30 protein-coding genes are annotated in these 25546 nt (G+C 73.0%); 12 read left to right on the forward strand and 18 right to left on the reverse strand.

Translation table 11 applies throughout. From position 1 onward, the window contains the following. The first annotated feature begins 376 nt into the window (after window positions 1-376). From IE258_RS14660 to IE258_RS14670, 3 genes are all read left to right on the forward strand, one after another. Complete coding sequence (locus tag IE258_RS14660) at window positions 377-1585, forward strand: glycoside hydrolase family 64 protein (protein WP_189743516.1); 1209 nt, start codon at window positions 377-379, stop codon at window positions 1583-1585. A gap of 71 nt (window positions 1586-1656) precedes the next feature. Next, window positions 1657-2787, forward strand: coding sequence for a PP2C family protein-serine/threonine phosphatase (locus IE258_RS14665; protein ID WP_189743519.1), 1131 nt, complete (start codon window positions 1657-1659; stop codon window positions 2785-2787). A gap of 76 nt (window positions 2788-2863) precedes the next feature. Continuing rightward, window positions 2864-3085: a hypothetical protein gene (locus tag IE258_RS14670; protein ID WP_159330010.1), complete on the forward strand. Its 222-nt coding sequence runs from the start codon at window positions 2864-2866 to the stop codon at window positions 3083-3085. Window positions 3086-3141: 56 nt separating this feature from the next. On the opposite strand, the gene IE258_RS14675 is transcribed toward IE258_RS14670, so the two are convergent. The 4 genes from IE258_RS14675 to IE258_RS14690 form a co-directional block, all read right to left on the reverse strand. Further along, window positions 3142-3618: a DUF5709 domain-containing protein gene (locus IE258_RS14675; RefSeq protein WP_189743521.1), complete on the reverse strand. Its 477-nt coding sequence runs from the start codon at window positions 3616-3618 to the stop codon at window positions 3142-3144. Window positions 3619-3685: 67 nt separating this feature from the next. Continuing rightward, complete coding sequence (locus tag IE258_RS14680; RefSeq protein ID WP_189743523.1) at window positions 3686-5191, reverse strand: hypothetical protein; 1506 nt, start codon at window positions 5189-5191, stop codon at window positions 3686-3688. 161 nt (window positions 5192-5352) lie between these two features. Then, a complete protein-coding gene (locus tag IE258_RS14685; RefSeq protein ID WP_189743525.1) occupies window positions 5353-7731 on the reverse strand; it encodes a glycoside hydrolase family 65 protein in 2379 nt (792 codons plus the stop codon). Beyond that, window positions 7728-8468: a beta-phosphoglucomutase family hydrolase gene (locus tag IE258_RS14690; RefSeq protein WP_189743527.1), complete on the reverse strand. Its 741-nt coding sequence runs from the start codon at window positions 8466-8468 to the stop codon at window positions 7728-7730. Before IE258_RS14690 ends, IE258_RS14685 begins: the two co-directional genes overlap by 4 nt. Before the next feature lie 53 nt (window positions 8469-8521). Here IE258_RS14690 and IE258_RS14695 point away from each other — a divergent pair, with 53 nt between their 5' ends. Further along, complete coding sequence (locus IE258_RS14695; protein WP_189743529.1) at window positions 8522-9199, forward strand: nucleoside/nucleotide kinase family protein; 678 nt, start codon at window positions 8522-8524, stop codon at window positions 9197-9199. 5 nt (window positions 9200-9204) lie between these two features. Here the strand turns inward: IE258_RS14695 and IE258_RS14700 are convergent, their stop codons facing one another. Next, entirely contained in the window at window positions 9205-9378 is a 174-nt protein-coding gene (locus IE258_RS14700; protein ID WP_167307139.1) for a hypothetical protein, read from the reverse strand. Window positions 9379-9572: 194 nt separating this feature from the next. Between IE258_RS14700 and IE258_RS14705 the strand changes: the two genes are divergently transcribed. Together IE258_RS14705 and IE258_RS14710 are read left to right on the forward strand one after the other, a co-directional pair. Beyond that, window positions 9573-10490 carry a MurR/RpiR family transcriptional regulator gene (locus tag IE258_RS14705; RefSeq protein WP_189743531.1) on the forward strand — a complete coding sequence of 306 codons (918 nt, stop codon included), beginning with the start codon at window positions 9573-9575 and terminating at the stop codon, window positions 10488-10490. 314 nt (window positions 10491-10804) lie between these two features. Continuing rightward, window positions 10805-11188 (forward strand): hypothetical protein, encoded by a 384-nt coding sequence (locus IE258_RS14710; protein WP_189743533.1) that lies wholly within the window; start codon window positions 10805-10807, stop codon window positions 11186-11188. A 23-nt stretch (window positions 11189-11211) separates the two neighbouring features. Here IE258_RS14710 and IE258_RS14715 read toward each other — a convergent pair whose 3' ends face one another. After that, window positions 11212-11712, reverse strand: a complete 501-nt coding sequence (locus IE258_RS14715; RefSeq protein WP_189743535.1) for a flavin reductase family protein — start codon at window positions 11710-11712, stop codon at window positions 11212-11214. An 18-nt stretch (window positions 11713-11730) separates the two neighbouring features. After that, on the reverse strand, window positions 11731-12564 hold the full coding sequence (locus IE258_RS14720; RefSeq protein ID WP_189743537.1) for an ATP-grasp domain-containing protein: 834 nt from the start codon (window positions 12562-12564) through the stop codon (window positions 11731-11733). Between the two features lie 150 nt (window positions 12565-12714). On the opposite strand from IE258_RS14720, the gene IE258_RS14725 reads away from it, so the two are divergent. Together IE258_RS14725 and IE258_RS14730 are read left to right on the forward strand one after the other, a co-directional pair. Then, window positions 12715-13449, forward strand: a complete 735-nt coding sequence (locus IE258_RS14725) for a TetR family transcriptional regulator (RefSeq protein ID WP_189743539.1) — start codon at window positions 12715-12717, stop codon at window positions 13447-13449. A 185-nt stretch (window positions 13450-13634) separates the two neighbouring features. Then, entirely contained in the window at window positions 13635-14057 is a 423-nt protein-coding gene (locus tag IE258_RS14730) for a Zn-ribbon domain-containing OB-fold protein (RefSeq protein ID WP_127894035.1), read from the forward strand. Between the two features lie 7 nt (window positions 14058-14064). On the opposite strand, the gene IE258_RS14735 is transcribed toward IE258_RS14730, so the two are convergent. Together IE258_RS14735 and IE258_RS14740 are read right to left on the reverse strand one after the other, a co-directional pair. After that, window positions 14065-14472 (reverse strand): PPOX class F420-dependent oxidoreductase, encoded by a 408-nt coding sequence (locus IE258_RS14735; protein ID WP_189743541.1) that lies wholly within the window; start codon window positions 14470-14472, stop codon window positions 14065-14067. Window positions 14473-14522: 50 nt separating this feature from the next. Then, window positions 14523-15704, reverse strand: a complete 1182-nt coding sequence (locus tag IE258_RS14740; RefSeq protein WP_189743543.1) for a MalY/PatB family protein — start codon at window positions 15702-15704, stop codon at window positions 14523-14525. Between the two features lie 148 nt (window positions 15705-15852). On the opposite strand from IE258_RS14740, the gene IE258_RS14745 reads away from it, so the two are divergent. Next, window positions 15853-17196 (forward strand): S1 family peptidase, encoded by a 1344-nt coding sequence (locus tag IE258_RS14745; RefSeq protein WP_189743545.1) that lies wholly within the window; start codon window positions 15853-15855, stop codon window positions 17194-17196. A gap of 69 nt (window positions 17197-17265) precedes the next feature. Here the strand turns inward: IE258_RS14745 and IE258_RS14750 are convergent, their stop codons facing one another. The 3 genes from IE258_RS14750 to IE258_RS14760 form a co-directional block, all read right to left on the reverse strand. Further along, complete coding sequence (locus tag IE258_RS14750) at window positions 17266-17451, reverse strand: hypothetical protein (RefSeq protein ID WP_189743547.1); 186 nt, start codon at window positions 17449-17451, stop codon at window positions 17266-17268. Between the two features lie 177 nt (window positions 17452-17628). Continuing rightward, window positions 17629-18324 (reverse strand): L,D-transpeptidase family protein, encoded by a 696-nt coding sequence (locus tag IE258_RS14755; protein WP_189743549.1) that lies wholly within the window; start codon window positions 18322-18324, stop codon window positions 17629-17631. A gap of 155 nt (window positions 18325-18479) precedes the next feature. After that, entirely contained in the window at window positions 18480-19280 is an 801-nt protein-coding gene (locus tag IE258_RS14760; RefSeq protein WP_189743551.1) for an SDR family NAD(P)-dependent oxidoreductase, read from the reverse strand. 50 nt (window positions 19281-19330) lie between these two features. On the opposite strand from IE258_RS14760, the gene IE258_RS14765 reads away from it, so the two are divergent. Next, a complete protein-coding gene (locus IE258_RS14765) occupies window positions 19331-19870 on the forward strand; it encodes a hypothetical protein (RefSeq protein ID WP_189743554.1) in 540 nt (179 codons plus the stop codon). On the opposite strand, the gene IE258_RS14770 is transcribed toward IE258_RS14765, so the two are convergent. The 4 genes from IE258_RS14770 to IE258_RS14785 all read right to left on the reverse strand — a co-directional run bounded on the left by IE258_RS14770 (window position 19854) and on the right by IE258_RS14785 (window position 23074). Further along, complete coding sequence (locus IE258_RS14770; RefSeq protein WP_189743555.1) at window positions 19854-20780, reverse strand: SDR family oxidoreductase; 927 nt, start codon at window positions 20778-20780, stop codon at window positions 19854-19856. The genes IE258_RS14765 and IE258_RS14770 overlap by 17 nt on opposite strands. Window positions 20781-20941: 161 nt before the next feature. Continuing rightward, a complete protein-coding gene (locus IE258_RS14775; protein ID WP_189743557.1) occupies window positions 20942-21571 on the reverse strand; it encodes an MBL fold metallo-hydrolase in 630 nt (209 codons plus the stop codon). After that, window positions 21571-22659, reverse strand: a complete 1089-nt coding sequence (locus tag IE258_RS14780) for an S-(hydroxymethyl)mycothiol dehydrogenase (protein WP_189743559.1) — start codon at window positions 22657-22659, stop codon at window positions 21571-21573. The genes IE258_RS14775 and IE258_RS14780 overlap by 1 nt, the downstream gene beginning before the upstream one ends. A gap of 130 nt (window positions 22660-22789) precedes the next feature. Continuing rightward, window positions 22790-23074: a hypothetical protein gene (locus IE258_RS14785; RefSeq protein ID WP_189743561.1), complete on the reverse strand. Its 285-nt coding sequence runs from the start codon at window positions 23072-23074 to the stop codon at window positions 22790-22792. A gap of 181 nt (window positions 23075-23255) precedes the next feature. Here IE258_RS14785 and IE258_RS14790 point away from each other — a divergent pair, with 181 nt between their 5' ends. Continuing rightward, window positions 23256-23621, forward strand: coding sequence for a nuclear transport factor 2 family protein (locus tag IE258_RS14790; protein ID WP_159329975.1), 366 nt, complete (start codon window positions 23256-23258; stop codon window positions 23619-23621). Between the two features lie 39 nt (window positions 23622-23660). Here the strand turns inward: IE258_RS14790 and IE258_RS14795 are convergent, their stop codons facing one another. Together IE258_RS14795 and IE258_RS14800 are read right to left on the reverse strand one after the other, a co-directional pair. Next, window positions 23661-24671, reverse strand: a complete 1011-nt coding sequence (locus IE258_RS14795) for a CU044_5270 family protein (protein WP_189743563.1) — start codon at window positions 24669-24671, stop codon at window positions 23661-23663. After that, window positions 24664-25245 carry an RNA polymerase sigma factor gene (locus IE258_RS14800; protein ID WP_189743565.1) on the reverse strand — a complete coding sequence of 194 codons (582 nt, stop codon included), beginning with the start codon at window positions 25243-25245 and terminating at the stop codon, window positions 24664-24666. The genes IE258_RS14795 and IE258_RS14800 overlap by 8 nt, the downstream gene beginning before the upstream one ends. A gap of 105 nt (window positions 25246-25350) precedes the next feature. Between IE258_RS14800 and IE258_RS14805 the strand changes: the two genes are divergently transcribed. After that, window positions 25351-25546: cbb3-type cytochrome c oxidase subunit I (locus IE258_RS14805; protein WP_229892104.1), on the forward strand; the 196-nt coding region annotated here is incomplete at its 3' end.

The raw sequence follows: 25546 nt of genomic DNA on the forward strand, positions 1-25546 counted from the left end.
TCCTCCGGGAGATGTACGTGTGGTGCGCTCCCGGTCAGTCGAGGTACGCCGGGACAACGGGGAGGGAGCGCGAAAGCGAGGTGAACTGCACGGCTCTGCCCTCCTTCCGTCGGTCTCAGGGCGTCTGGCACAGACTACGAGACGCCCCGAGCGTCCCGCCACCGGTTTTCGGGCCCGGATTAAACGGGCCTTAAACAGCGGTTAAGCGTTCCTCCGCGCGGCCGGGTCACCCCAACTGCCAACTGGGAAAACGGCTTTGGTGCCGGAGGGTGGAGGTTGGCCGGACCGCCGGTGCTGCATAGCATCGGCCCACTTCGTGAGAGCGCTCTCATATCTCTCGCAGTGTCCTGCCCCGATCATTCTGGAGACCCCCCACATGACTCCTCGTCACCAGCGTCCGCTCGCCCGCCGCAAGCTCCTCGTCGCCCTCGGCGGCATGGTCGTGGCCGCCCCCGTCGCCGCCGCCGTGGCGCCGCACGCCCTGGCGGAGGTCGGCGCGGACGACGCGGCACCCGAGGCGCAGGCCGCCGGCGGCCTGCCGCTGACGATCGTCAACGGCACCGGTACCTTCGGCAACGCCGACGTGCACGTCTACATCGTCGGCAACGTGGACGGCCGCCAGGTGCGGGTCACCCCCGAGGGCACCGTCTCCCCCGTGGCCCTCTCCGACAACGGCGCCGACGGCTACACCGACTACGCCATCGGCCTCTCCGGCGGCGGCGAGACCAGGCTGAACCTGCCCCACCTCTCCGGCCGGATCTACGTGTCCCTGGGCGAGAAGCTGAAGTTCAAGGTCGTCGAGGACGGCGCGGGAAACGCCGCGCTGCAGTACCCGGCGGGCTGGGTCGAGTCCGATCCGAACTACGGGGTGCTGCACGACTGCGCGGAGTTCACCTACAACTCCGCCGGGATGTTCTGCAACACCACCATGGTCGACATGTTCAGCGTGCCGCTCGCCATCCGCCTGACCGGCTCCCGGGACCAGACCACCGGCACCATACGGCCGGGCGGCCGGACGGCCGTCTTCGACGCGGTGCGCGAGGTCGAGGAGTTCGCCCCGCTGGTGGTGGACGACACCCGGGTGATCGCGCCCGGCCACGGTCTGGACGCCGGTCTGTTCCCCAAGGACTACCTCGCCCCGTACGTCGACGAGGTGTGGAGCACCTACACCGGCAAGGACCTCAGGATCACCACCAACGCCGGGACCTTCACCGGCCGGGTGCGCGGGGACCGGCTGACCTTCGACGGGCCCGCCCAGGTGTCCTTCGCCAAGCCGTCCACCCGGGACGTGCTCTTCTGCGACGGCAACCTCGCCGCCCCCAACGACGGCACGACCGGTCCCGTCGCCGCGGTCCTCGGTGCCGGGTTCAACCGCTCCACGCTGGTCTCCTCGGCCGATCAGCCCACGACCGACCCGGCGACGTTCTACGGCACCGCGCTGACCAACCACTACGCGAAGGCGGTGCACGCGGCCACCGAGGACGGCAGGGCGTACGGCTTCGCCTTCGACGACGTGGCGGACTTCGCCTCCTACATCCAGGACACGGCGCCCACCGGCCTCCGGCTGACGCTCGGCGCCTTCTAGGACCCCGCCGACCACGTCCGCCGCCCGCCCCTCCGCGTGCGGGCGGCGCGGCGGCGTAGGAGCGTAGGGGTGTGCGAAAGGTGTCCGCCCCGCGGCCGCGCCGGGGCGAGGACCGGCGGAGCTGGCTGAGCGGGGCCCCGCCGCCCCGCTGGGTGCGGGTGCTGCCGCCGGCCCTCGTCGCGGCGATCTGCGCGGCCACCCTGCTCAGCGACGAGCCCCTGGAGATCGGGTTCCTGCTGGGTGCCATCCCGCCGCTCGCCGTCCTGTCGTACGGCCCGCTGGCGACCGCCGTGCTGGGCGGTGTGGTGATCGCGCTGCTGCACATCCCGGCCCTGCAGCTCGACCGGCCGGGCGACGCCGACCTGCTGACCATCGTCTTCGTCGCCGTGCTCAGCGTCTTCGTGTCCTTCGTGCGCAGTCGCCGCGACGCCCAGCTGGGGCTGGAGCGCACGGTGGCCGAGGCCGCGCAGCACGCCGTCGTGCCGCCGCTGCCCGAGCGGGTGGGGGCGGTGCGGTGCGCGGGGCTGTACCGGGCGGCGCAGCGCGGCACCCTGGTCGGCGGCGACTTCTTCGACGTGCGGGACGGCCCCTTCGGCGTACGGGCGGTGATGGGGGACGTGCAGGGGCACGGCCTGTCGGCGGTCTCGACGGTCGCCTCGCTGCTGGGGGCGTTCCGGGAGGCGGTGCTCGACCAGCCGGACCTGGCGGCGGTGGCGGGGCGTCTCGACCGCAGGCTGCTGGTGGACTCGGCGGACGCGCGGCACGCCGAGCTGTTCGCGACGGCGGCGCTGCTGGAGTTCTCCGCCGACGCCCTCGAAGTGCGCGTCGTCGTGTGCGGCAACCCGCCGCCCCTGCTGCTGCGGGGCGCGGACGCGGCGGAGCTGGAGGTCTCGCCGTGGACACCGCTCGGGCTCGGCCTCGCGGACGCCGGTTCGATCGAGGCGTGCACGGTGTCGCTGCGCCCCGGCGACCGGCTCTTCCTCGCCTCGGACGGCGTGGTCGAGGCGAGGGACGCGGGCGGGGCTTTCTACCCGTTGGCGGAGCGGCTGCGCACCTTCCAGGGAGCGGATCCGGCCGCACTCCCCGCCCTGGTCTGGGCGGACCTCGCACGCTTCTGCCCGGACGTGCAGGACGACGTGACGATCCTCGTGCTCACTCCTTCGCCGCCGGCACTCCGGATGCGCGGGCCGATTCCGCATTGAATGGTGTTATCGGGATATTCGGGACCGACAACAGCACGGCACCGAAGCAGCGATCCGGATCCGAGGAGCACTGATCATGTCGACGTCACAGCCCGACGCCTCCCGACCCTCCGAAGCCCGCGCGGGCGACGACCGCGCCACTCCGGACGACCTGCTCCACGCCCGCACCGGCACGGACGTGTCCCCGGAGGACCTGGTCCTGGCGGCCGGCCGGGACGTCACCCCGCAGAACCTGGAGTGGGCCAGGCGCAAGCTGGCCGAGGAGGGCCCCTCGGCCCTCGACAAGCTGCTGCCCTGACCGCCGGGAGCCCCGGCCGGACGCGCTCGCCCGGCCGGGGCTCCCGGGGTGATGCCCTAGGTTTCCGGCAGCTCCGTCTCGTCCTCGACCACGTGCACCGCGGCCTCCTCGGCGCCCGCGGCTCCGCCGTCGATGCCGACGTCCTCCGCGACGGTCTCCTTGGTGGTGTCGCTGCGTACGCCCTCGTCCGGGGCGACCAGACGGCCTGCCCGGGCGGTGCCCGCCTCGGGGTCGACCGGTTCACCCTCGCCGTCGACTTCGTCGACGACGCCGTCCCCGTCCGGTGCCGACACGTCCGGCACCTCCTCGGCCAGCCGTTCGTCGAGGGTCTCGCCGTCGTGCTGCTCGGCGGCCGTGGTGCCGTGCTTGGTCACGCCCAGGGGCTTCTCCGGCGGGGAGTATCCCTCGTCGAGCGTGTCGTCGTAGGTCCGCTCGTCGACGGCGTCCTGGAGGTCGAGGGGCGCGGCGTCCTCCTGCTCCTCGTTGGTTCCGGTGGGCTGGTAGGCGTCGTCGGCCATCGGGTCCGTGCCCATCGCTGCCTCCCTCTCGCGCTGCGTCGGCTCGGTCGCTGTCCGGTTCGCGTTTCCCGATACGCGATCTCTAACCCGGGGGTGCGACGCGGATCTCCAGGTCGGTGACGCGGTGCGGGGCCCAGTCGCGGGCGTACCCGGGCGGGGTGCCGCCCGGGCCGGTGAGGGCGGCGACCGGAATGCGCCGGGCGGCGTCCGTGATCTCGGCCGGGGTGGTGTTCTCGTTGTTGCCGCCGGTGGAGCCGGAGGAGCAGCCCGTGTAGTAGCCGACCGGGATGGACTCGTGCCCGGTGATCAGGCAGGGCGGGCGGACCCCGAGGCGGTGCAGTTCGCCGGCGACGCGGGCCCAGTCATCGCGGCTTTCGACGTTGCGGTGCACGGTGCCGACGAGCACCGAGAACTGGACCGCGAGATGCCCGGCCACCGCGAGCGCGACCAGCGTCGCGGCCACCGGCCGCCACCGGTCCCGCCCGGCCTTGACCAGGTGCCACAGCGCGTCGGCGACCGGGACGGCGAGCAGGGCGTAGGCGGGCTGCAGGAAGCGGGGCGCCGCGTAGCCGATCATGAACAGGTAGGGCGCCGCGGCCGTGACGGCGCAGGCGAGGGGGAGCAGCGTCGCGGTGGCGCGGCGGGCCCGGACCGCGACGGCCGCGCCCAGGACGGCGACGACCGGGAGGAGCAGCCACCACAGGGTGACGACCGGGTGCGGCATCGCTCCGGTGCACGGACGGCACAGTCCCCGTCCGCCCAGGCTGCGCATCTGGTCGTCGACGGCGAAGTTCCAGCCGAGACCGCCCTGGATCTCGGAGGCCCGGGAGAGCCGCTCCCCGAGGCCCCCGTACCAGGCGTACGCCTCGACCACCCATTCCCCTCCCCCGGCCGCCAGGCCCCCCGCCAGGGCGAGCAGCAGCGGCCAGTGGCGGCGTAACAGGACGACGACGAGCAGGGGCAGGGCCACCCACACCGCGTCGGTGGGCCGCATCAGCGCCATCAGCACGGCTCCGGCCGCCACCCCCCACAGGGCGCCCCGCCCGGAGCGCGCCCGGCCTGCCCGCAGGGCGCGCAGGGCGCAGCCCACGGTGACGAGGGCGCCGATGGCGACCCAGTGGTTGGGCATGGCCTGGGGGCCGTAGAAGAGGGTCACCCACAGGGTGGCGAAGAACGCGCCGGCCGTGGCGAGGACCCGGGCCGGGAACAGGCCCTTCCAGGCGCGCAGGGCGAGGTACAGGCCCAGGCCCGAGAGGACGGCGAGGTAGCCGCGCAGGAGTCCGGTGGAGTCAGACCAGGAGGCGACGGGTGCCGCCAGCAGGGAGACGCCGCGGGAGCGGGGCGCGCTGAAGAAGGCGGCGGGGTGGTGGGTGGTGACCTGGCTGACGTACACGATCTCGTCCCAGCCGAGGCCCATCGTGGGGTGCACGAAGATCAGTTGGGCCAGGGTGAAGGCGGCGGCCACCACCAGGACCGGCGCCTCGCCGCGCAGCCGCCCGCCGGTTCCGGACGTCCCTGCCATGTCGGGTCCGCGTCCGACTCCGCGTCCGCGTCCGCCGACGAGGATGGCGTTCGCACCGTCGGCCATCGTGCACCCCTCACCCCCGCGCGTCGCGGGGTCGCTCGTCACTCACCTCCTGCCGGCTGTGGCTGGAGACCGGGATCCGCGGGAGCGCGGTGTCCGGGAAAACATGGTCAAACTAACCCGCGTGCCACTGATCCGCAGGGCGGATCTCGGCCAGTCGCTTCTCATCCGTCGCCGGGGACCGGCCGTTCGGTGACGCCCGGGCGGCGGTGCGGCGGCTGTTCGGGCGTCGGCCGCCACTTGGGCGCCGAGACGCCGAGCGTGACGGGCTCGTCCCCGGTCACGTGCACCTCGGTTCCGTGGTGATGGATCGTCAGGGGCGGCCCGGCCAGCAGCGAGTAAGAGGCCCGGTCGGGGCCGATCTCCACCTGGAGGCACCGGCCGCGGAACTGGAGCCGGAAGGCGAGGCGGCTGAACTTCTCGGGCAGCCGGGGTGTGAAGCGCAGGCTGTCGCCGTCCCGGCGGGTGCCGCCGAATCCGGCGACCAGCGCCATCCACGTACCGGCGAGCGAGGCGATGTGCAGTCCGTCGCGGGTGTTGTGCTCCAGGTCCGCCAGGTCCATCAGGGCGGCCTCGGTGGCGTAGTCGTAGGCCAGGCGCAGGTGGCCCGTCTGGGCGGCGACGACGGCCTGGCAGCAGGCGGACAGGGAGGAGTCCCGCACGGTCAGCGGCTCGTAGTAGGCGAAGTTCGCGGCCATCTGGTCCTCGTCGCAGTGGGCGTCGAACCAGCTGCCGCAGGTGTACATGGCGAGCACCAGGTCGGACTGCTTGACGACCTGCTTGCGGTAGACGTCGAAGTACGGGAAGTGCAGCATCAGCGGGTACTGGTCGGCGCCGGTGTTCGCGAAGTCCCAGCGCTGGTGGCGGGTGAAGCCGGCGTGCTGCTCGTGGACGCCGATCTCCTCGTTGTAGGGGATGTGCACGGCCTCGGCCGCGTCCCGCCAGGCGGCGCTCTCCTCCTCGTCGACGCCGAGCCGGGTCGCCTCCTCCGGGTGGCGTTCGCACACGTCGGCCGCGGCGAGCAGGTTGGAGCGCGCCATGAGGTTGGTGTACGTGTTGTCGTCGACGACGGCGCTGTACTCGTCCGGTCCCGTGATGCCGTCGATGTGGAAGACGCCGTGGTGGTCGTGGTGGCCCAGCGAGCGCCACAGCCTGGCCGTCTCCACCAGGAGTTCCAGGGCGGTCTCGCGTTCGAAGTCGAGGTCACCGGTCGCCGCCGTGTAGCGCACCGCGGCGTGCGCGATGTCGGCGGCCACGTGGAAGGCCGCGGTGCCGGCCGGCCAGTACGCGGAGCCTTCCGAGCCGTCGATGGTGCGCCACGGGAAGGCGGCGCCGCGCAGCCCGAGCTGGGTGGCGCGGTCGCGGGCGGCGGGCAGGGTGGCCTGCCGCCAGCGCAGCGCCTCGGCGACCGCCTTGGGCGCGGTGTAGGTCAGGACGGGCAGCACGAACATCTCGGTGTCCCAGAAGGCGTGGCCGTCGTAGCCGGAACCGGTCAGTCCCTTGGCCGGAATGGCCCGCTGCTCGGCGCGGGCGCCGGCCTGCAGCACGTGGAACAGGGCGAAGCGGACGGCCTGCTGGATCTCCTCGTCGCCGTGCACCTCGACGTCCGCGCGGGCCCAGAAGTCGTCGAGGTAGTCCCGCTGTTCGGCCACCAGACCGTCCCAGCCGCCGTGTGCGGCGGCGGCCAGCGCGGCCTCGACCTGGTCGCTCATCGCGGGCCGGGAGCGGGCGCCCGACCAGCCGTGGGCGACGGTCTTCTGCACCCGCAGCCGCTGTCCCGGGTCGAGGACGGAGGTGATGGTCAGGCGGGACACGTCCGTGTTGCTCTCGCTGCTGGTGGTGATCTCTCCGGGCGCGTCGACGACGTGGTCGGCGGCCACGGCGACCCTGAGGCCGCTGCGCCTGGTGCGGTGGACCAGCCGCAGCCGGGAGCCGATGGCCAGGTCCTCCTCGGGCTCCAGCGGGGACTGCAGCGCCTGGGCGGCGCGGGGGTCGCCGTCGGCGCTGGGCAGGCTCTCGTTGGCGACCAGTTCGGACTGGATGACGATCCGGGTGCGGGTGTCGACGGGCTCGACCTCGTACTCCACGGCGGCGATGGCGCGCTGGGTGAGCGAGACCAGGCGGGTGGAGCGCACCCGGACGGTCGTACCGGCCGGGGAGGTCCACTCGCAGCTGCGCTCCAGCACGCCGCGCCTGAGGTCCAGGGTGCGTTCGTGCTTGCCGAGCCGTCCGTAGCGCAGGTCGAAGGGCTCGTCGTCGACCAGCAGCCGCAGCAGCTTGCCGTTGGTGACGTTGATGACGGTCTGGCCCGACTCGGGGTAGCCGTAGCCCGCTTCGGCGTAGGGCAGGGGGTGGAGTTCGTAGACGCCGTTGAGGTAGCTGCCGGGCAGGCCGTGCGGTTCGCCCTCGTCGAGGTTGCCGCGCCAGCCGACGTGCCCGTTGGACAGCGCGAAGACGGACTCGCTCTGGGCCAGCAGGTCGAGGTTGAGGGCGGTCTCGCGCACCCGCCAGGGCTCCACGGTGTACGTCCGGTTGGTGATCACGCGTGGCCCCCCAGCTCGGCGAGGTCCTTGACGACGCGGTCGGCGCCGTGGGCGTAGAGGGCGTCGGTCTGGCCGACGCGGTCGACGCCGACGACGTAGCCGAAGTGTCCGGAGCGGCCGGCGTCCATGCCGGCCAGCGCGTCCTCGAAGACGGCGGCGCGGGACGGTTCGACGCCGAGGTCGCGGGCGGCGGCCAGGAAGGTGTCGGGGTGTGGTTTGCCCGGCAGCTTCCTCTCCCGGGCCACGACGCCGTCGATCCGCACGTCGAACAGCCGCTCGGCGTCGATGGAGCGCAGCACGTCCCGGGTGTTGGCGCTGGAGGAGACGATCGCGGTGGCGAGACCGGCGCCGCGGACCGCGTCGATGTAGCGCAGGGTGCCCTCGTAGGGTTCCACGCCGTCGGTGCGGATCTTCTCCAGGAGGAGTTCGTTCTTGCGGTTGCCGACGCCGTTGACGGTCTGCGCGTGCGGAGGGTCGTCGGGAGATCCCTCGGGCAACTCGACGCCGCGGGAGGCGAGGAAGGAGCGGACGCCGTCGGCACGGGGGCGGCCGTCGACGTACTGGTCGTAGTCCGAGTCGGTGAAGGGGCGGAAGCCGGCGCCGTCCCGCTCGCGCAGGAAGGCGTCGAACGTCTCCTTCCAGGCGGCGGCGTGCACCACCGCCGTCCTGGTGACGACCCCGTCGAGGTCGAAGAGGCATGCCTGGATGTCGTCGGGAAGTCCGAGCTGCGTCGTCATACCCCCACAGTTCCCCGCCGGGGCGACTCCGATCAGGTGACACACTGTGGGGCGTGCCGCTGACTTTCGACGACCTGCTCGCCCGTGCCCGCCGACTCCCCCGCGGCGGGCGGCGCGCGATCCTCGGCATCGCGGGCAGTCCCGGTTCGGGAAAGTCGACGCTGGCCGGGCATCTGGTGCGGGAGCTGAACGGCACGGGCGCACCGTGGGTGGCGCACGTGCCGATGGACGGGTTCCACCTCGCCGACGTGGAGCTGGACCGGCTGGGCCGCCGGGACCGCAAGGGTGCGCCGGACACCTTCGACGCGGCCGGGTACGCGGCGCTCCTCGACCGGCTGCGCGCGCAGGAGGACGGGGACGTCGTCTACGCGCCCGGCTTCGAGCGGGTGCTCGAACAGCCTCTCGCCGGGGCCGTGCCGGTGCCGCCCTCCGCCCGGCTGGTGGTGACGGAGGGCAACTACCTGCTGCTGGAGAGCGGTGCCTGGGCGCGGGTGCGGGCCCGGCTCGACGAGGTGTGGTTCTGCGGCCTCGAGGAGACGGAGCGCGTCAGGCGGCTCGTGGCGCGGCACGAGCGTTTCGGCAAGTCCCCCGCGGACGCGGCCGCGTGGGCACTCGGCCCCGACCAGCGCAACGCCGAGCTGGTGGCCGCCACCCGGCACCGGGCCGACCTGGTGGTACCGGCGCGGGCGGTGCCGGACGCCCGGGGGTCAGCCCCGTCGGCTGCTGGGTGACGCGGTCACTCCTCGTCGAAGTCGTCCGGGCGGACGTGCGCCTCTTCGAGGGCCTCGCGCAGGGTCCGGCCGGTGCCGCCCGGCGGGCGGGGCTCGTCCTCCTCGCGCTCGCGCCGGCGCCGGCCGAGAACGTCGTCGGTGGTGTCGGTCTTCGGCCGGTTCTCTTCCGGGACGGTCATGACGTCGGCTCCTCGTCCGTGTCTGCGGGTCCTTGCCCGACGGCGGGTTCCCGGGCGACGCGGTGCTATCCACGTCCGGGGGCGTCCGGGGTCGGACGGCGCGGTTCCCGGGTGCGGCGGTCCGGGCTGCCCAGGGCAGGGGTTGGGCTATGTTGACCTCCGTGGGAGACATGGGAGACAAAGGAGGCGCACCCGTGCCATCGCCGCAGCAGGCACGTGCACAGGCGTCGGCGATCACCTCGGGGCGGGCCGCCCCGCAGTCGGAGATCTCCCCCACCTCCCGGCTCAGGACGCTCTTCGACCGGCCGCGCCTCTCCCCGGGACAGCGGCGCATCGCGCAGTACCTCATCGAGAACCTCACCGAGGCGGCGTTCCTGTCGATCACCGACCTGGCCGACCGGGTGGGTGTGAGCCAGCCGTCCGTGACGCGGTTCGCCTCGGCGGTCGGCTTCAGCGGCTACCCGGCGTTGCGGGAGCAACTCCAGGCGATCGCGCTGGGCGGCCGGGGCGGCTCGGCGGCCGAGGAGTACCGGGGCAACGAGCTGCAGGCGGCGGTGGACGCGGAGATCGAGAACCTGGAGAACCTGCGGCGCGACTTCGCCGACGCGGACCGGGTGATCGACGTGGGCCGCAAGCTGGCCGCATCGGCACCGCTGACCGTGCTCGGGCCGCGCATCTCCGTCTCGCTCGCCGAGTACTTCGCCTACGCGGCCCGCCGGGTCCATCCCGACGTGCGCCTGGTGACCCGGGGCGGCACGGTCGCCTACGACGCCCTGCTCCAGTCCCGGGAGGCGGGCGGCACCTGGGTGCTGGCCTTCTCCATGCCCCGGCACGCCCACGAGACCCTGGGCGCCGTGCGCGTGGCCCGCGAGGCTGGGCTGAAGGTGGCGCTCATCACCGACCTGGCGCTCGGTCCCCTCGTGGACGAGGCCGACGTCACGTTCGCCACCGGTACGGGGTCCCGCCTGGTCTTCGACTCCTACGCGGCACCCGGCGTGATGTGCGCGGCGCTGCTGCAGGCGATGACCGACGCCGATCCGGAGCGGACCCAGGCGCGGCTGGAGGAGTACGAGCAGGTCGCGGAGCAGCACCAGTTCTTCCTGCGGGACTGAGCCGGGACGGTCTCGCCCGGCGATTGGTCGGCGCAGACGGGGCCATCCCCGTCAAAGCAGGCATGAATGTTTTCATACGTCTTGCAAACCCGATGGCATATATAAATACTGCTCACGGATCGCGACCCGGCCGCCCCGGACCGCGTCCGCATCTGCCGCGAACACCTCGGCCGCCGACTCCTACCCGCTCCGGCGCACCGGGTGTTCCGGTCGGGCATCGCCTGCGCGAGCGCCCGCAGCGGTCCCGGTCGTCCCCTGGACCGGGGCCGCCCCCACCCGTCGCCCACCCCGTCGACGCCGCACACCCGGAAGCGATGATCATGCCCCTGACGACCACGCGCACCAGCCCGGACTGGCCCTGCCAGGTCAAGACCCCCGGCAGCTACGACTGGGAACGCTCGGCCACCAGGTGGCTGCGCGAGCTGGTCCCGGCGCGCTACGCCGGCTATCCGGCGCTGATCCGGCACCCGGTGCTGCTCGCCCGCCATGCGCAGATCCAGGTCCAGCACGAGATCCGGGTGGCCCGCACCGCGCTGCAGACCGCCCGGGCGGACCTGCCGCGGCTCGGCCTGCACGAGGCGGCCATCGAGCACACCATCAAGCTGTACGCGGCGGAGGTGCTCCAGTTGCAGCACATCGCGCGCAGCGTGCGGGCCGTCACCGAGGCGCTGGCCGAGCGGGGCGCCGCCGGGCGCTGACGGATCCCGACGGGCGAGGACCCTCAGTCCACCGGGTGCCCGGGCCGTACGGTGCGGGCGTCGGCGAGCCGCAGCAGCGGTCCGGCGGCCTGTCCGGCCGCCCGCTCGCGCCCGCCCCACTCGACCGGCTCCAGGACGAAGCCGACGTGGTCGCCTCCCGCGGTCCGCTCGACGACCCGCCCGACGAACCACGCCTCGGCGTCCGCCAGCACGGCGGCCCCTCCGTACGCCTCGCGCCAGCGGACCCGGCGGAACTTGTCGACGTCGTCGCCGGTCAGAGCGCCGAACAGCTCGGCCGTCCCGCGCTGGTCACGGGCCAGCAGGTGGACCGCCAGGACGTCGGCGGACCGCGCGACGCGGAAGGTCCGGTTGACGTCGGAGATCCACACGACGTACCGCACGGGCCGGATGGAGCACTGCGAGGAGAAGCCGACCAGGCAGCCGGCCCGTTCCCCGTGCGCGGCCGCCGTGACGACGCACATGTCCGGGTCGAGCCGGTCCAGGAACACGTCCATGGCGGCCATGCTGGGCGCCGGGGCGGATCAGGTGGCGAGCAGGCGTCGCAGGGCCGTGCGCAGGGCGGCGACGAAGGCGTCGCGGGCCGGCTCGTCGAGGGCGTCCAGGGACAGGTAGGGGTTGAGGTCCTCCAGCTCGACCAGCAGCAGCTCACCGCCCGGGGCGCGGCAGGCGTCGACGCGCTGGATTCCGTGGTCGACGCCGTTCCACTCGATGAACCGCCGGGCGAAGTCGAGGTCGGCCACGGTGGCGTCGTACGGCTCCAGCTGCCAGCGGCGGTCGGGGTGCGGCGCGTGGAGGGCGTACTGGTAGTCGTGGTCGACGAAGTAGAAGGAGACCTCGTAGGCGAAGTCGACGCGCGGCTGGACGAGCAGGTCCCGGGCGCCGGCCAGCACCTCGGGCACCCGGGCCGCGGGGACGATCCGCAGGCCCGCCGAGTCGGCGCCGCGCCTGGGCTTGACGACGTACTCCTCGGCGGCGGGCAGCCGGTGCAGGTCCTCGGCGCGGTCGACGGTGGGGATGACCGGGAAGCCCGCGGCGGTGAGGTCGAGCAGGTACTGCTTGCCGACCATGTCCGCCCGGCCGGTGAGCTGGTTGTAGACGCGCGTCCCTCGTTCGGTCGCGCGCTCGCGGAACGCCTCGTAGGCGGCCTCGTACCCCTGCACCGGCCCGCTGTTGCGGACGACGACCGCGTCGAAGGCGTCCAGCAGCGCGGCGGCGTCCCGGGGATGGCACAGGGCCAGGTCGAACTCCTCGCGCAGCCGCGAGGTCAGGTGGATGTCCTCGTCGCAGTAGCGCCGCCCGCGCGCCTGGTAGGCCAGGTCGGTGACGTACAGGATGCGGGGGCGGGTGGACGGCATACGGAACTCCTCCAGGGCTGATCGGAAGTGATCGTATGCGACCGGCGCGACGCGTCGACAGGTGCGGGCAGGTCCAGGAAGGTGCACTCAGTTCCCTCCATTCGCTGCACTGAGTGCCACCTGCCTGGCCGGGCTGCTACGTTCCCCTTCATGAGCACCAGCAGCGCGGCTCCCCGCCGCGGGGACGGGACGGACCCGGCGGAGGGCCGGCCGCCGATGCGGGAGGCGCTGGTCGCGGCGGCGTTCCGGCTGTTCCTCGAACGGGGGTACGAACAGACCACCGTGGACGACATCGTCGCCCTCGCGGGCGTCGGACGGCGTTCCTTCTTCCGGTACTTCCCGTCCAAGGAGGACGTGGTCTTCCCCGACCACGAACGGTGCCTGAGCGACATGCAGGCGTTCCTGGCCCGCTCCCCCGAGGACGCCGACCCGGTGCGCCGGGTGTGCGACGCGGCCCGGCTCGTGCTGCGCATGTACGCCGAGAACCCGGCGTTCTCCGTCCAGCGGTACCACCTCACCAAGAAGGTCCCCGGGCTGCGCGCCTACGAGTTGTCGGTGGTGTGGCGCTACGAGCGCGCCCTGGCCGAGTATCTGCGCGGGCGGCTGGGGGGACGCCCGGACGGGATCCTGCGCGCCGACGTGATCGCGGCCGCGGTGGTCGCGGCGCACAACAACGCCCTGCGGTCCTGGCTGCGTTCGGACGGCCGGGACGACGCGGGTGCCGCGGTGGACCACGCCCTGGCGTACGCGCAGTCCGCCTTCGGCGACGTGCCCGTGCCACCCCGGGGCACCTCGCCCGAGGACGTGGTGGTCGTGGCCGCGCGCCGCGGGACACCCCTGTGGCAGGTGCTGCGGGAGATCGAGGACGCGTTCGCGCGCGACTGACGCCCGGGCAACCACGGCTCACGCAGGCGCCCGTCGGCTTCAATCAAGGGTACCGAGTGCCTTTACGAGTGACACTGAGTGCCATACGCTGTGGTCCGTGCACGGTGGCACGGTGAGCCGCGCACACGCGTGCCCGGTTGACCGCGCACGCGGGATTCCGGCCCGAGTGCAGGGAGTTGACCAGCGTGTACCACTCAGGAAACGTCGCTCAGCAGGCGGCCGGCCCCGCGACGGGCCTGCTCGACCCGAAGACCGAGAGCCGGGCCCCGGAGACCGAGGCCGTCTTCTACCAGCGCTGCACCTGGTGCGGAACCGCCATGTACCACCGGGTGCTGTGCCCGGTCTGTCGCGGCAGCGAGCTGCGGACGGAGCGGAGCGAGGGCACCGGGACGGTTCGCCACGCCACGGTGGTGCACCGCAACACCCCCGCCGCCCGCAATGTCTCCCTCATCGAGATGGCCGAGGGCTTCGTGCTGCGCGGCCGCGTCATGGGGCCGCTCATCGGCATCCACAGCGGCGACCGGGTGCGGCTGTCCACGGCCAAGGACCCGGTGCGCGGCGAGCCGGTCTTCCAGCTGGTCGACGAGCCGTACCGGGCCTGGACCTGAGGACCGGTCAGTTCCCGGGCGCCGTTTCGGGGCTGAGCGTGATGCGGATGCCCACGGTGCCGTCGAGTCCCCTGCGCAGCCGGCTGCCGAGGAGCGTGAGCAGGCCGACGACCCGGTACTTGCGGATCAGCAGCTTCCGGTAGCGGGCCGTGGTGGCCGGGTCGCAGATCTCCGCCGTGCCCGGGACCTGGTCGCCCTTCGGCCTGCCGCGTACGTCGCAGGGGCCCACCAGGACGTCGGCGCGGTTGCGCACGCGCTTGACCTTCCAGGAGTCGGCCACCGTCCAGACGCCGAGCGTGTCCCCGTCCCGCACGACCCACACCGGGGTGGCGACCGGGGTGCCGTTCTTCCGGTAGGTGGTGACCAGCAGGTACTTGCCGGAGCCGAGCCGGTCCAGTGACGCGTCGTCGTCCATGCTCCGGAAGTCTAGGCGTCCCCGCGCCGGCGCCCCACGCCGCCCGCGCTTCACTCCAGGACCGACGCCATCCTGCGCACCGCCTCCGTGAGGATCTCCGGCGAGGTCGCCAGGTTGAGCCGTACGTGTCCCGCCCCGCCGTCGCCGAAGGGGATGCCGGAGCTGAGGGCCACCCGGCCGCGGTCGAGGAAGACCTCCGCCGGGTCGGCGCCGAGGCCGAGGGCGCGGCAGTCCAGCCAGGCGAGGTAGGTCGCCTCCCCGGGGCGGTGGACGACTCCCGGGAGCCGCTCGGCGAGCAGGCCGGTGAGCAGCCGCCGGTTCTCGTCGAGCCCGGCGAGCACGGCGTCCAGCCAGGCGGTGCCGTCGCGCAGGGCGGCGGTATGGGCGAGGACGCCGACATGGCTCGGCCCGTGACCGACCTCCTCCGGCATCCGCGCCAGGTCGTCGGCGGCACCGGGCCCGGCGACGGCCAGGGCCGCCTTGAGGCCGGCCAGGTTCCAGCCCTTGGACGCCGACATCAGCGAGAGGCCGCGCTCGGCGCCGGGCACGCTCAGGTAGGGCACGAACCGCGCGTCGGGGGCGGTGACGACCGGGGCGTGGATCTCGTCGGCGACCACCCGGACGCCGTACCGCTCCGCGAGGGCGGCGACGGCCGCCAGTTCCTCGGCGGTGTGGACCGTGCCGGTGGGGTTGTGCGGGCTGCACAGCAGGAAGGCCGCCCGGCCGCCACCCGAGACGGCCCGCCGGAACTCCTCCTCCAGCACGCCGAGGTCGATCCGCAGGTCCGGGCCGAGCGGCGCCTCGACCACGCGCCGGTCCAGGTCGGTGACGAACTGGTAGAACGGCGGGTACACCGGCGGATTGACGATCACCGGGTCACCGGGCCCGGTGACGAGCTTGAGCATCTCCACCACGCCCAGCATCACGTCGGGCACGATCGCCGTGCGTTCCACGGCCAGGTCGTCCCAGCCCCACCTCTTGGCGGCGAAGGCGGCGAGTGCCTCGGCGTAGGCGGTGCCGACGGGGTAGCCGGTGTCGCCCAGTTCCATGGCGTCGGTGACGGCCCGCACGACGGGCCCGGCCAGCGGCACGTCCATCTCGGCCACCCACAGCGGCAGTACGTCCGCTGGGTAGGTGCGCCACTTCATGCTCGTGCGCCGGCGCAGCTCGTCCGGCGTGAGCGCGCGCAGGGGGTTCGGTTCACCTGGCTGGTCCCACGGGATGCTGGTCATGGGGCCAAGATAGGTCGCCGCGGCGGCGTGGGGGAACCGGACACCGGCCCGGTGAACACCGCGGTTCCCGCCCTCGTATGGGAGGGGGGCGTTCGACGTCCGGAGGCCCCCGCGGCGACGCCGCGCGGTCGGTTCCGGGAGCGCACGCATGAGGCACGCACGACGACGCATCGTCCGGCGAGTGACACGGCTGGCGGCCGTCGGCGGACTGCTGGTCGGCTCGGCGATGGTCACCCGGGCCGTGGCGAGCGAACCACCCGACGCCTCCACCGCGCCGCGCACCCTCGCCCGGACCGCGTCCGGCGCCGGCGCCGACCTCGTCTCCCGGCTGGGCACCGACCGTACGGCGGGCCACTGGGTCGACTCCGACGGCCGGCCCGTGGTGGCGGTCACGGACGAGCACACCGCCGAGGAGGTGCGGCGGGCCGGGGCCACGGCGAAGCGGGTGCGGCACAGCATGTCCGAGCTGCGGTCGGCGACCTCCACACTGCGTGCGGCACCCCGGGTGTCCGGTACGGCCTGGGCGCTGGACTACCGGTCGAACGAGGTGGTGGTGCGCGGCGACCGCACGGTCTCCGGGTCCGACTGGTCGCGGCTGACGGGTGTCGCTCAGGACATCGGCGGGTTCGTCCGCATGGAGCGCACCGGGGGCGTCTTCACCACCCGCCTCAACGGCGCGGAGCCGATCCTGTCCACGGCGGGACGCTGCTCGGCGGGCTTCAACGTGACCGACGGCACGCGCGACTTCATCCTGACCGCGGGCCACTGCGGACCCACGGGGTCCGTCTGGTTCGGCGACGGCCGGGGCGACCGGCAGGTCGGCAGGACGGTCGCGGGAAGCTTCCCCGGGGACGACTTCTCCCTGGTCGAGTACGCGAACGGCAAGGCGGGCGACGGCGCCGATCTGGTGGCGGTCGGCGACGGCAAGGGCGTGCGGATCACGGGGACGGGCGAACCGGCGGTCGGACAGCGGGTGTTCCGCAGCGGGAGCACCAGCGGGCTGCGCGACGGCCGGGTGACGGCACTGGACGCGACGGTCAACTACCCGGAGGGCACGGTCACCGGCCTGATCGAGACCGACGTGTGCGCCGAGCCCGGGGACAGCGGTGGGCCGATGTTCTCCGAGGGCATCGCGCTCGGCGTGACGTCGGGCGGCAGCGGCGACTGCGACAAGGGCGGCACCACCTTCTTCCAGCCGCTGCCGGAGGCCATGGAGTCGCTCGGGGTCCGGCTCGTCGGCTCCGGGCGGCAGGACGCCGCCGCGGGCACCTCGGCGACCGCGCCGCCGGGCGCCGCGACCCCGGGGGCGTCGGCACCCGCGACGGGCGCCGAGGGTTCGACGCTGCTCGCCCGGCTCACCGACCGCAGGAACGTCGGGCCGGGGCTGCTGATCGTCGCGGGCAGTCTGGTGGCGCTGGTGGCCACGCGGTGGATCCGGGCGGAAGCGGACCGCAAGGCCTACCAGCGGCACTACTCGGCGACGTGGGGCTGACCGGGGTGGTACGAGGGCCGGCCCGTGGGGCTGCCGGGGGCCGGGACGGCGAGGAGGCTCGGGCGCCGGTCAGGCGGCGTTCACGGACTCCGGGGCCGCGTTGGCCCACTCCATGACCAGCCGCTGGTACTCCGCGCGCTGCTCGACGCTCAGTGTCCCGCCCGACCGGAGCCACAGGGCCCGGATCTCCTCGTTGACCTCGGCAGCCGATCGCTCGGAGGAGGGTTCAACAGTGGTGGACATGTTGTGAAGCATACGGCGCCCGGCGTGAAGACGATGTGAGTAATCGCGAGCCAAACGGACAAAACGGACCGTGTTACTGATCACGTCGATGGTCTCATCTGTCAAGACCTACCGGCGAGTTCGTTCCCACCGGATGTGTCCTGCCGCACACGGCCCGCCTGTTCACACCCCGCCGGGCGCCGGTCTCCGTCAGGTGCCCGGCTTGCGGCCGTACACGTAGACGTCGTCGCCCTTCTTCAGCAGCGACCAGTACTTCTTGGCGTCGGTCTTCGTCATGTTGACGCAGCCGTGCGAGCCGGGCGGGCTCCACACGCTGACGCCGACGGAGTGGAAGGCCTGGCCGCCGTCGAAGAACTGGCTGTAGGGCATCGGCACGTGGTAGATGGTCGAGACGTGGTCGATGTTGCGCCAGTAGACCTTCTTCAGGCCAGTGCGGGTCTCGTAGCCGTTGCGCCCGGTGCGGACCGGCACCGGCCCGTACACCAGCTTCTTGCCGTCCTGGATCCAGCTCAGCTGGAGGCTGAGGTTCACACAGGCGATCCGACCCTTGTTGGTGGGGCACTTGCCGGATTTGTTCGGATTCTTTCCGACGGCCTTCTGCTTCGTCATCAGGTCCATCACACCCCAGGTGACAGGACCCGCGTAGCCGGCGTTGGGCTGGATGCCGTGCTTGGTCTGGAAGGCGCGGATGGCCTTGCAGTCGGCGGTGGACTGCTTGCCGTCGGCCTTGCGGCCGAGGAACTTCTCCACCTTCTTCTGGTACGGACCCGCCTTCGCGGTGCAGCTCGCGGCCTGGGCCGGTGCCGCCGTGAGCGCGAGTGTGAGCGGTGCCACCAGTGCGGTGACCCCGAGTGCGACGGCTCCCCGTCTGCGTGTGTCCCCCATGGCCGGTCATGCCTTTCGCGTCGAGGCGGTGCGCCGGGCGGAAGGTCGCCTTCGTGCGATCCCGGCATGCTAGACCGCCCTCCGGCGGCTTTGGTTGCGCGCCGGCGGCCGCCGCGACGCAACCGTGACAAACACCACCAGGCCCCCCTTGTCCGTCAGTCCGCGCCTTCCGCCTCCCCAAGGGCACGTCTGAAGCCGGTGTTGACGGCGGTCAGGCCGCCGTCGACCGCCAGGGTGGTCCCGGTGATCCAGGAGGCGTCGTGCGAGGCGAGGAAGGCGACGGCCGCCGCGACGTCCTCGGGCTCGCCGACCCGGCCGAGCGGGTACAGCCCTCGCACCGCCGCCAGTTCCTCGTCCCGGCCCTCCCAGGCCGTGGTGCGCACCGTGCCCGGCGTCACCAGGTTGACGCGGACACCGCGCGGGGCCGCGTGTCCGGCGAGGGTGCGGGTCAGCGAGCCGAGACCTGCCTTCGCGGCGCTGTAGGCGTGATTGCCGAAGTCCTGCACCCCGTTGACCGAGCCGATGCTCACGATCGCCCCGCGCCCGGAGGCGGCGAGGTGGGGCAGGGCGGCCCGGCAGCAGCGGTAGGCCCCGGTGAGGGTCACGTCGAGGTCGCGGGCCCAGACCTCGTCCGGTTCGTCCTCGAAGAGGGGGGCGTCGGGCGTGCAGGCGAAGGCGTTGTTGACCAGCACGTCCAGGCCGCCGAAGATCTCCACGGCGTGGGCGACGGCCCTGTCCACGGCTGCCCGGTCGCCGACGTCGCAGGCGAACGGGGCCACGTCGAGCCCCTCGTTGGCCAGCTCCGCCGCCGTCCGCCGCGCCGCGGCGAGGTCCACGTCGGTCAGCAGCACCCTGGCCCCCTCCGTGGCGAGCCGGCGTGCGGTGGCCGCGCCGATGCCCCGGGCCGCGCCCGTCACGAGTGCCGCGTGGTCGGTGAACCGCCTGGTGTCCGTCATGGGCCCGACCGTACTGCCGCGACGATCACGGCGGCAGATAGCGTGCGGCCATGTCCGCGTTCCTGCAGCAACTCCCCGCGCTCCTGGGCGTCGTCATCGGCGCCCTCGGTTCCTATCTCGCCGTGGTCCGCAGCGACCGTGCCCGGTTCGACCGGGAGACGGCGGCCCGCTGGGAGGAGCGCAGGCTCGCGGTCTACGCCGACTACGCACGGACCGTGAAGACCTCCGTCACGCTGACCTACCGGATCGCCGCCCACCTCGGCAACGACCCGCACCCGCATCCCCTGGCTCCCGCGGACGCCGCGCCCGCCCAGGCCGAGGCCGCCCTCGCCCGGGACCCGGCCGGTGAGGCACTGCTCCTGCTGGGCAGCAGGGACGTGGTGGAGAAGGCGCGGGTCTGGGTGGTGGCGGTCATGGAGATGGAGCGCTTCCTGCGCGAGGAGGCCCACGACCCGGCGGCCTGGCGGGCCCTGCTGGAAGGACAGCGCGCCGCGCGTGAGGGCTACTACACGGCCGTACGGGAGGACCTGGCGCTGCCGCCGGGGCACGGCGCCCGGTGGCCGTTGCCGCCCGTCAGCGGTAGCCGGTGACGTCGGCGGGCTTGTCCGCGTCCTGCACCTCGACGAGGTACCGCCAGGCGTCCGGGCGGCTGCCGTCGAGGTCGGTGAAGCCGTACTCCTGGGCGAGTCCGCCGCTGGACAGCGACTGCCCGTTGAAGCGCGCCACACCCGGGTCGGCGGCGAGTGCGGCGACGGCACGGCCGACGTAGCGGGGCGTCTCGGAGATGGCGAAGTGCGGGACGCGGTCGAGGGCGTCGCGCCAGTTCTCCTCGCGTACGCCGAAGTGGTCGAGCATGATCTCCGAGCGCAGCCAGCCGGGGGTGAGCGCGACGGCCGTGGCACCGCGCGGACCCACCTCGTGCCCGAGGGAGAAGGCCATGCGCAGGACGGACGTCTTGGCCAGGTCGTAGAAGAACGAGTTGCGGTAGTGGTCGCGGTTGTAGGCGTCGGTGCCGTCGGTGACCTCGACGACGAGCCCGCCGGGGCGGCGCAGCAGCAGCGGCAGCGCGTGGTGGCTGGTGATGGCGTGGGTCTCGACGGCGAGCCGCAGCAGCCTGAGCCCCTTGTCCAGGTCGTGCTCCCAGACCGGGCTGTCCCACTCGAAGAGGTTCTCGCCGCCCCAGATGTCGTTGACCAGGATGTCGAGGCGGGCCTGCTCGCTGGCGATGCGGTCGACGACGGCGGCGACCTGCGGCGGGTCGAGGTGGTCGGCGGGTACGGCGATGCCGCGTCCGCCCGCCTCGGTGACCAGGTCGGCGGTGTCCTCGATCGACTCGGGGCGGTCGTACTCCGAGCGCCGGGCGCGGGTGCTGCGGCCGGTGACGTAGACGGTGGCGCCGGCCGCGCCCAGTTCGACGGCGGTGCCCCGTCCGGCGCCGCGGGTCGCCCCGGCGACCAGTGCGACCCTGCCTGCCAGCGGGCCTTTCGGTGACCCTGTCATGTCCGGCTCCCGTCCTCTCCCTCACGTCCGCGCGTGCTCACGTACCGCACTGGCTCACGTTCCGCACGAGCGATGTCGTGTTCGAGAGTGCCCGGGAAGCCGGACATCTTCTGTCACCTTTTGCCGCGTGTCCGGGACGATCTCGACCGCGACCGCCCGGGTCAGTGCCCGCGCTTGATCCACTCCTGAAGGTGCGGGGCCTCGGCGCCGATCGTCGTGGAGTCGCCGTGGCCGGTGCGGACCTCGGTCTCGGGCGGGAGGACCAGCAGCTTGTCCCGGATCGAGTCGATGATCGTCGGGAAGTGCGAGTAGGACCGGCCGGTGGCGCCGGGACCGCCCTGGAAGAGGGTGTCGCCGGTGAAGACGGTGCCGAGGCCGGGGTCGTAGAGGCAGACCGCGCCGGGTGCGTGGCCCGGGGTGTGCAGGACGGTCAGGTCGGCGCCGGCGGCCTCGATGACGAGGTCGTCGGTCAGCCAGGCGTCCGGGTCGCGGTCGGGGTGGGTCTGGTGCCACAGGGGGAGGTCGTCGCGGTGCAGCCAGATGGTGGCGCCGGTGCGGTCGGCGAGCGCGGGCGCGGCACCCACGTGGTCGTTGTGGGCGTGGGTGCACACGATGGCGGTGAGCCTGCGGTCGCCGACGGCCTCGGCGATCGCGTCGGCGTCGTGGGCGGCGTCGATGACCACGACCTCGTGGTCGTCGCCGACCAGCCAGACGTTGTTGTCGACGTCCCAGGTGCCGCCGTCGAGGCTGAACTGTCCCGAGGTGACGAGGCGTTCGATGCGGGCGGCCATCAGAGCACCACCACCGAACGCAGTACGTCGCCGGCGTGCATCCGGTCGAACGCCTGCTCCACCTGGTCGAGGCGGATGGTCTCGGTGACGAACTTGCCGAGGTCCAGGCGGCCCTGGAGGTGGAGGTCGATGAGCATCGGGAAGTCGCGGGAGGGCAGGCAGTCGCCGTACCAGGAGGACTTGAGCGAGCCGCCGCGGCCGAACACGTCGAGCAGCGGCAGTTCCAGCTTCATCTCGGGCGTCGGTACGCCGACGAGGACGACGGTGCCGGCCAGGTCGCGGGCGTAGAAGGCCTGCCGGTAGGTCTCGGGGCGGCCGACGGCCTCGATGACGACGTCGGCGCCGAAGCCGCCGGTCAGTTCGCGGATCGCGTCGACGGGGTCGGTCTCGCGGGAGTTGACGGTGTGGGTGGCGCCCATGCCCCGGGCGGTCTCCAGCTTGCGGTCGTCGATGTCCACGGCGATGACCTTGGCGGCGCCCGCCAGGTGGGACCCGGCGATCGCCGCGTCGCCGACGCCGCCGCAGCCGATGACGGCGACGGTGTCGCCGCGGCCGACGTTGCCGGTGTTGATGGCGGCGCCGATGCCGGCCATCACTCCGCAGCCGAGGAGCCCGGCCACCTCGGCCGAGACGGCCGGGTCGACCTTGGTGCACTGTCCGGCGGCGACCAGGGTCTTCTCCGCGAAGGCGCCGATGCCGAGGGCCGGGGAGAGTTCCTGACCGGTCGACGCCAGGGTCATCTTCTGCTCGGCGTTGTGGGTGTCGAAGCAGTACCAGGGCCGTCCGCGCAGACAGGCCCGGCACTTGCCGCACACGGCACGCCAGTTGAGGATCACGAAGTCGCCGGGGGCCACTTCGGTGACCCCGGCGCCGACCGACTCGACCACGCCCGCGGCCTCGTGGCCCAGCAGGAACGGGAACTCGTCGTTGATGCCGCCCTGCTTGTAGTGCAGGTCGGTGTGGCACACCCCGCAGGCCTGGATCTTGACCACGGCCTCACCCGGGCCGGGGTCCGGCACGACGATCGTCTCGATCCGCACCGGCTCGTCCTTGCCCGGTGCGATCACGCCGCGTACTTCCTGCGCCATGGTCCTGACCCCTTCCTCGGCCGTTCAGCATTCCCCCAGACCCTACGCGCAAGTGATCGCGAAGGGGCAGGTGACGGGGCGGTTCACGGGGTCCGGCCGGCCGACCGGACCCCGGCGGCCGGCGCGGGCGTCAGCCCAGGGCGGGGACGACGCCGAACAGAGGCGAGACCAGGCCGGTGACCTGCTGGAGCTGCTGGAGATCCTGCAGCCGGTTCAGCTGCTGGGACGGGAGCGGCATCCGCGCCCGGTCCTCGGCGGGCATGTCGTTGACCGCCAGCGAGTCGAGGGTGTTCGTCACGCTGAGCTTCTGCGTGCCCAGCGCGCCCGCGTCGGCCGCGCTCGCCATCGGGGCGGCGAGGCCGGTGACACCGGCGGCGAGCCCGACGGCGGCGACGATACGTCGTGTTGAGATCATGTCCTGCGCAACGCGCTCGGCCCGGGGGCGGACACGGGCGGGCGGCGCGGCTCACCCGTGAGGACCAGTGTCACGGGTGGCGTTGCCGTGGGCGCCGGGACGGAGGAAGCTCGAAGGGAGAGGGCCGGGACGGCCCGTTCCCGCTGCGGGCCGCGGCCTTCGACCTTCGAAGGAGGTCGTCATGAGCACCACGGCAGGCCCCGGCTTCGACACCGAAGCGTTGCGCCGGGGCATCGAAGGAGAGACGGCGGCACCCCTGTTGTCGCTGTACGCGCGGGACGCGGAGGTCCGCATCGTCGACCGGTACGACCAGCCCAGCCGCCCCAAGGTCCTGCACGGCCGGGACGAGATCGCCGAGATGCTCGACGACGTCTACAGCCGCGACATGACCCACCGGATGGGACACTGCGTGGTCCAGGGCGATCAGGTGGCGTTCAGCGAGGAGTGCACCTATCCGGACGGGGTGCGGGTCCTGGCCGAGTCGATGCTGTCGTTGCGCGACGGCGAGATCGTCGAGCAGACCATGATCCAGGCCTGGGACGAGTAGCCCCGGGCCGTCAGAGGGCGGTCGGGGTCGGGGGCCGGGTCAGCGTGTCCAGGCGCTGTATTCCATGACGTCGCCCGCCGCGACGCCGTACTCCGGCTGCGCCTCGGTGAAGGTGGTCTCCAGACCGAGGACGGCTCCGGTGTCCGGGTTCATGATCAGCATGCGGCGTACGCCCGTCACCTCGTGGACGTATGCCTGACCGTGCCGCCCGAGGCGGTCGGTGACCTCGCCGGCGGGCCGCAGTCCGCCGGTGTCCGCGAGGAGGCGGACGAGGGCCGCCGACTCGCGGGCGCCCAGCGTCCAGTTGTCGAGGAGCAGGTCGGCCGCGTCGAGCAACTGGGCGATGTCCATGGTGTCGGTGTGCTGGGCCTCTTCCAGGTAGGCGCGCAGCCGGTCGGGGTCGTGCGGCGGTGGGGAGTGGGGCGGGGCGTCGCTCCAGCTCGGCGGGTACGTCGTGTCGCTGACGACACGGCCGTCCTCGACCTGGCGGGGGTTGCCGTCCTCGTCCTCGCCGATGACCGGGCGGCCCGGGTGGCGGGGGTCGGTGGCCACCACCAACTCGGTGTGTCGGCCGTCGGCCGTCCAGCGCACCACACGCTCCTCGGGCAGCGTGATCGGGGGCGCGTCGTCGGACATGCCGAGACTCCAGGACTGTACGTGCGTGCCCTTGCGCAGGCCCGGCTCCCCGTCGGTCGCGGCGGCCTCGGCGCGTTCGGCGAGCAGGTCCAGCGGCACGGGCGTGGCGTCGGCGCGTACGACCAGCGGGCGGGGCGCGGCGACGGCGGGCGGAGCGCTCGGACCGGCCAGCAGCAGGGTCAGTGCGGTCACGGCGACCACGAGGGTGGCGGCCAGGCCCCAGGCCAGGCGCACGCCCCGGTGGGCGGACCGGCCGCCGGTCGGCCGCCACCGGGAGGCCGGGGCGGGCGGCGGCTCGTGCAGCAGCCGGTGCAGGTGCCGTTCGCCGCGGTGGTCGAGCGGTCCGTCGGCGTGCTGCGGGGCATCGGCCGGCACCGGGTTGGCGCGGCGCAGGAGGTCGAGTTCGTCAGCCATGGCCGTGTTCCTTCGCGGTGGTGGCGTCGACGGCGGTCGCCGGATGCGGGCGGTGCGGGGCGGTGGCGGAGGCCGGGCCCATGCGGTCGATCTCCGTTCTCAGCCGGGCGCGGGCGCGGTGCAGCCGCATCGCTGCGGCCCGGCTGCCGCAGCCGAGGGCGACGGCCAGCTCGTCGACTCCGAGCTCCTCCCAGGCCGTCAGCCGCAGCACCTCCTGGTCCCTGGCGGAGAGCCGGGCGAGGGCCTCGTGCACCCAGCCGCCGGGCGGCTCCGCCTCGGGTCCCGAGGTGATGTGCCGCCCGTGCGCGGCGTCGTCGTTGCCCAGCCGGGCGAGGAGCCGGCGGCGGCGTCCCTGGCCGCGTACCGCGTTGGCCAGGCAGTTGCGTGCCACCCCGTACAGCCAGGGCAGCGGGGTGTGCGGCAGTTCCGCACGGCGGCGCCAGGCCACCGTGAAGACCTCCGCCACCACTTCCTCGACCTCGCCCGTGCGCCCGTCCAGCCGGCGCGCCACGTAGCGGCTGACCGCCCAGTAGTGCTCCCGGTAGGCAGCGGCGAAGATCTCGTCGTTGCTCATGTTCCGTATCTGTCCGGCACCCTCGTGATCGTCACGGTTGTCTTCGTGACGCTCGTCTCGTCCGTCGAGTGTGACGTGCGGGCCGGCCGCGGACACAGGCGGGGCGTGAGGAACTCCAAGAGCATCAAGTGGCTGACGACCACGGACCACAAGACGATCGGCACGTTGTATCTGGTGACGTCGTTCGCCTTCTTCTGTATCGGTGGCGTGATGGCGCTGTTCATGCGCGCCGAGCTGGCTCGACCTGGTCTGCAGATCATGTCGAACGAGCAGTTCAACCAGGCGTTCACGATGCACGGCA

The sequence above is a fragment of the Streptomyces tendae genome (assembly GCF_014650435.1).
GTDB lineage: Bacteria > Actinomycetota > Actinomycetes > Streptomycetales > Streptomycetaceae > Streptomyces > Streptomyces tendae.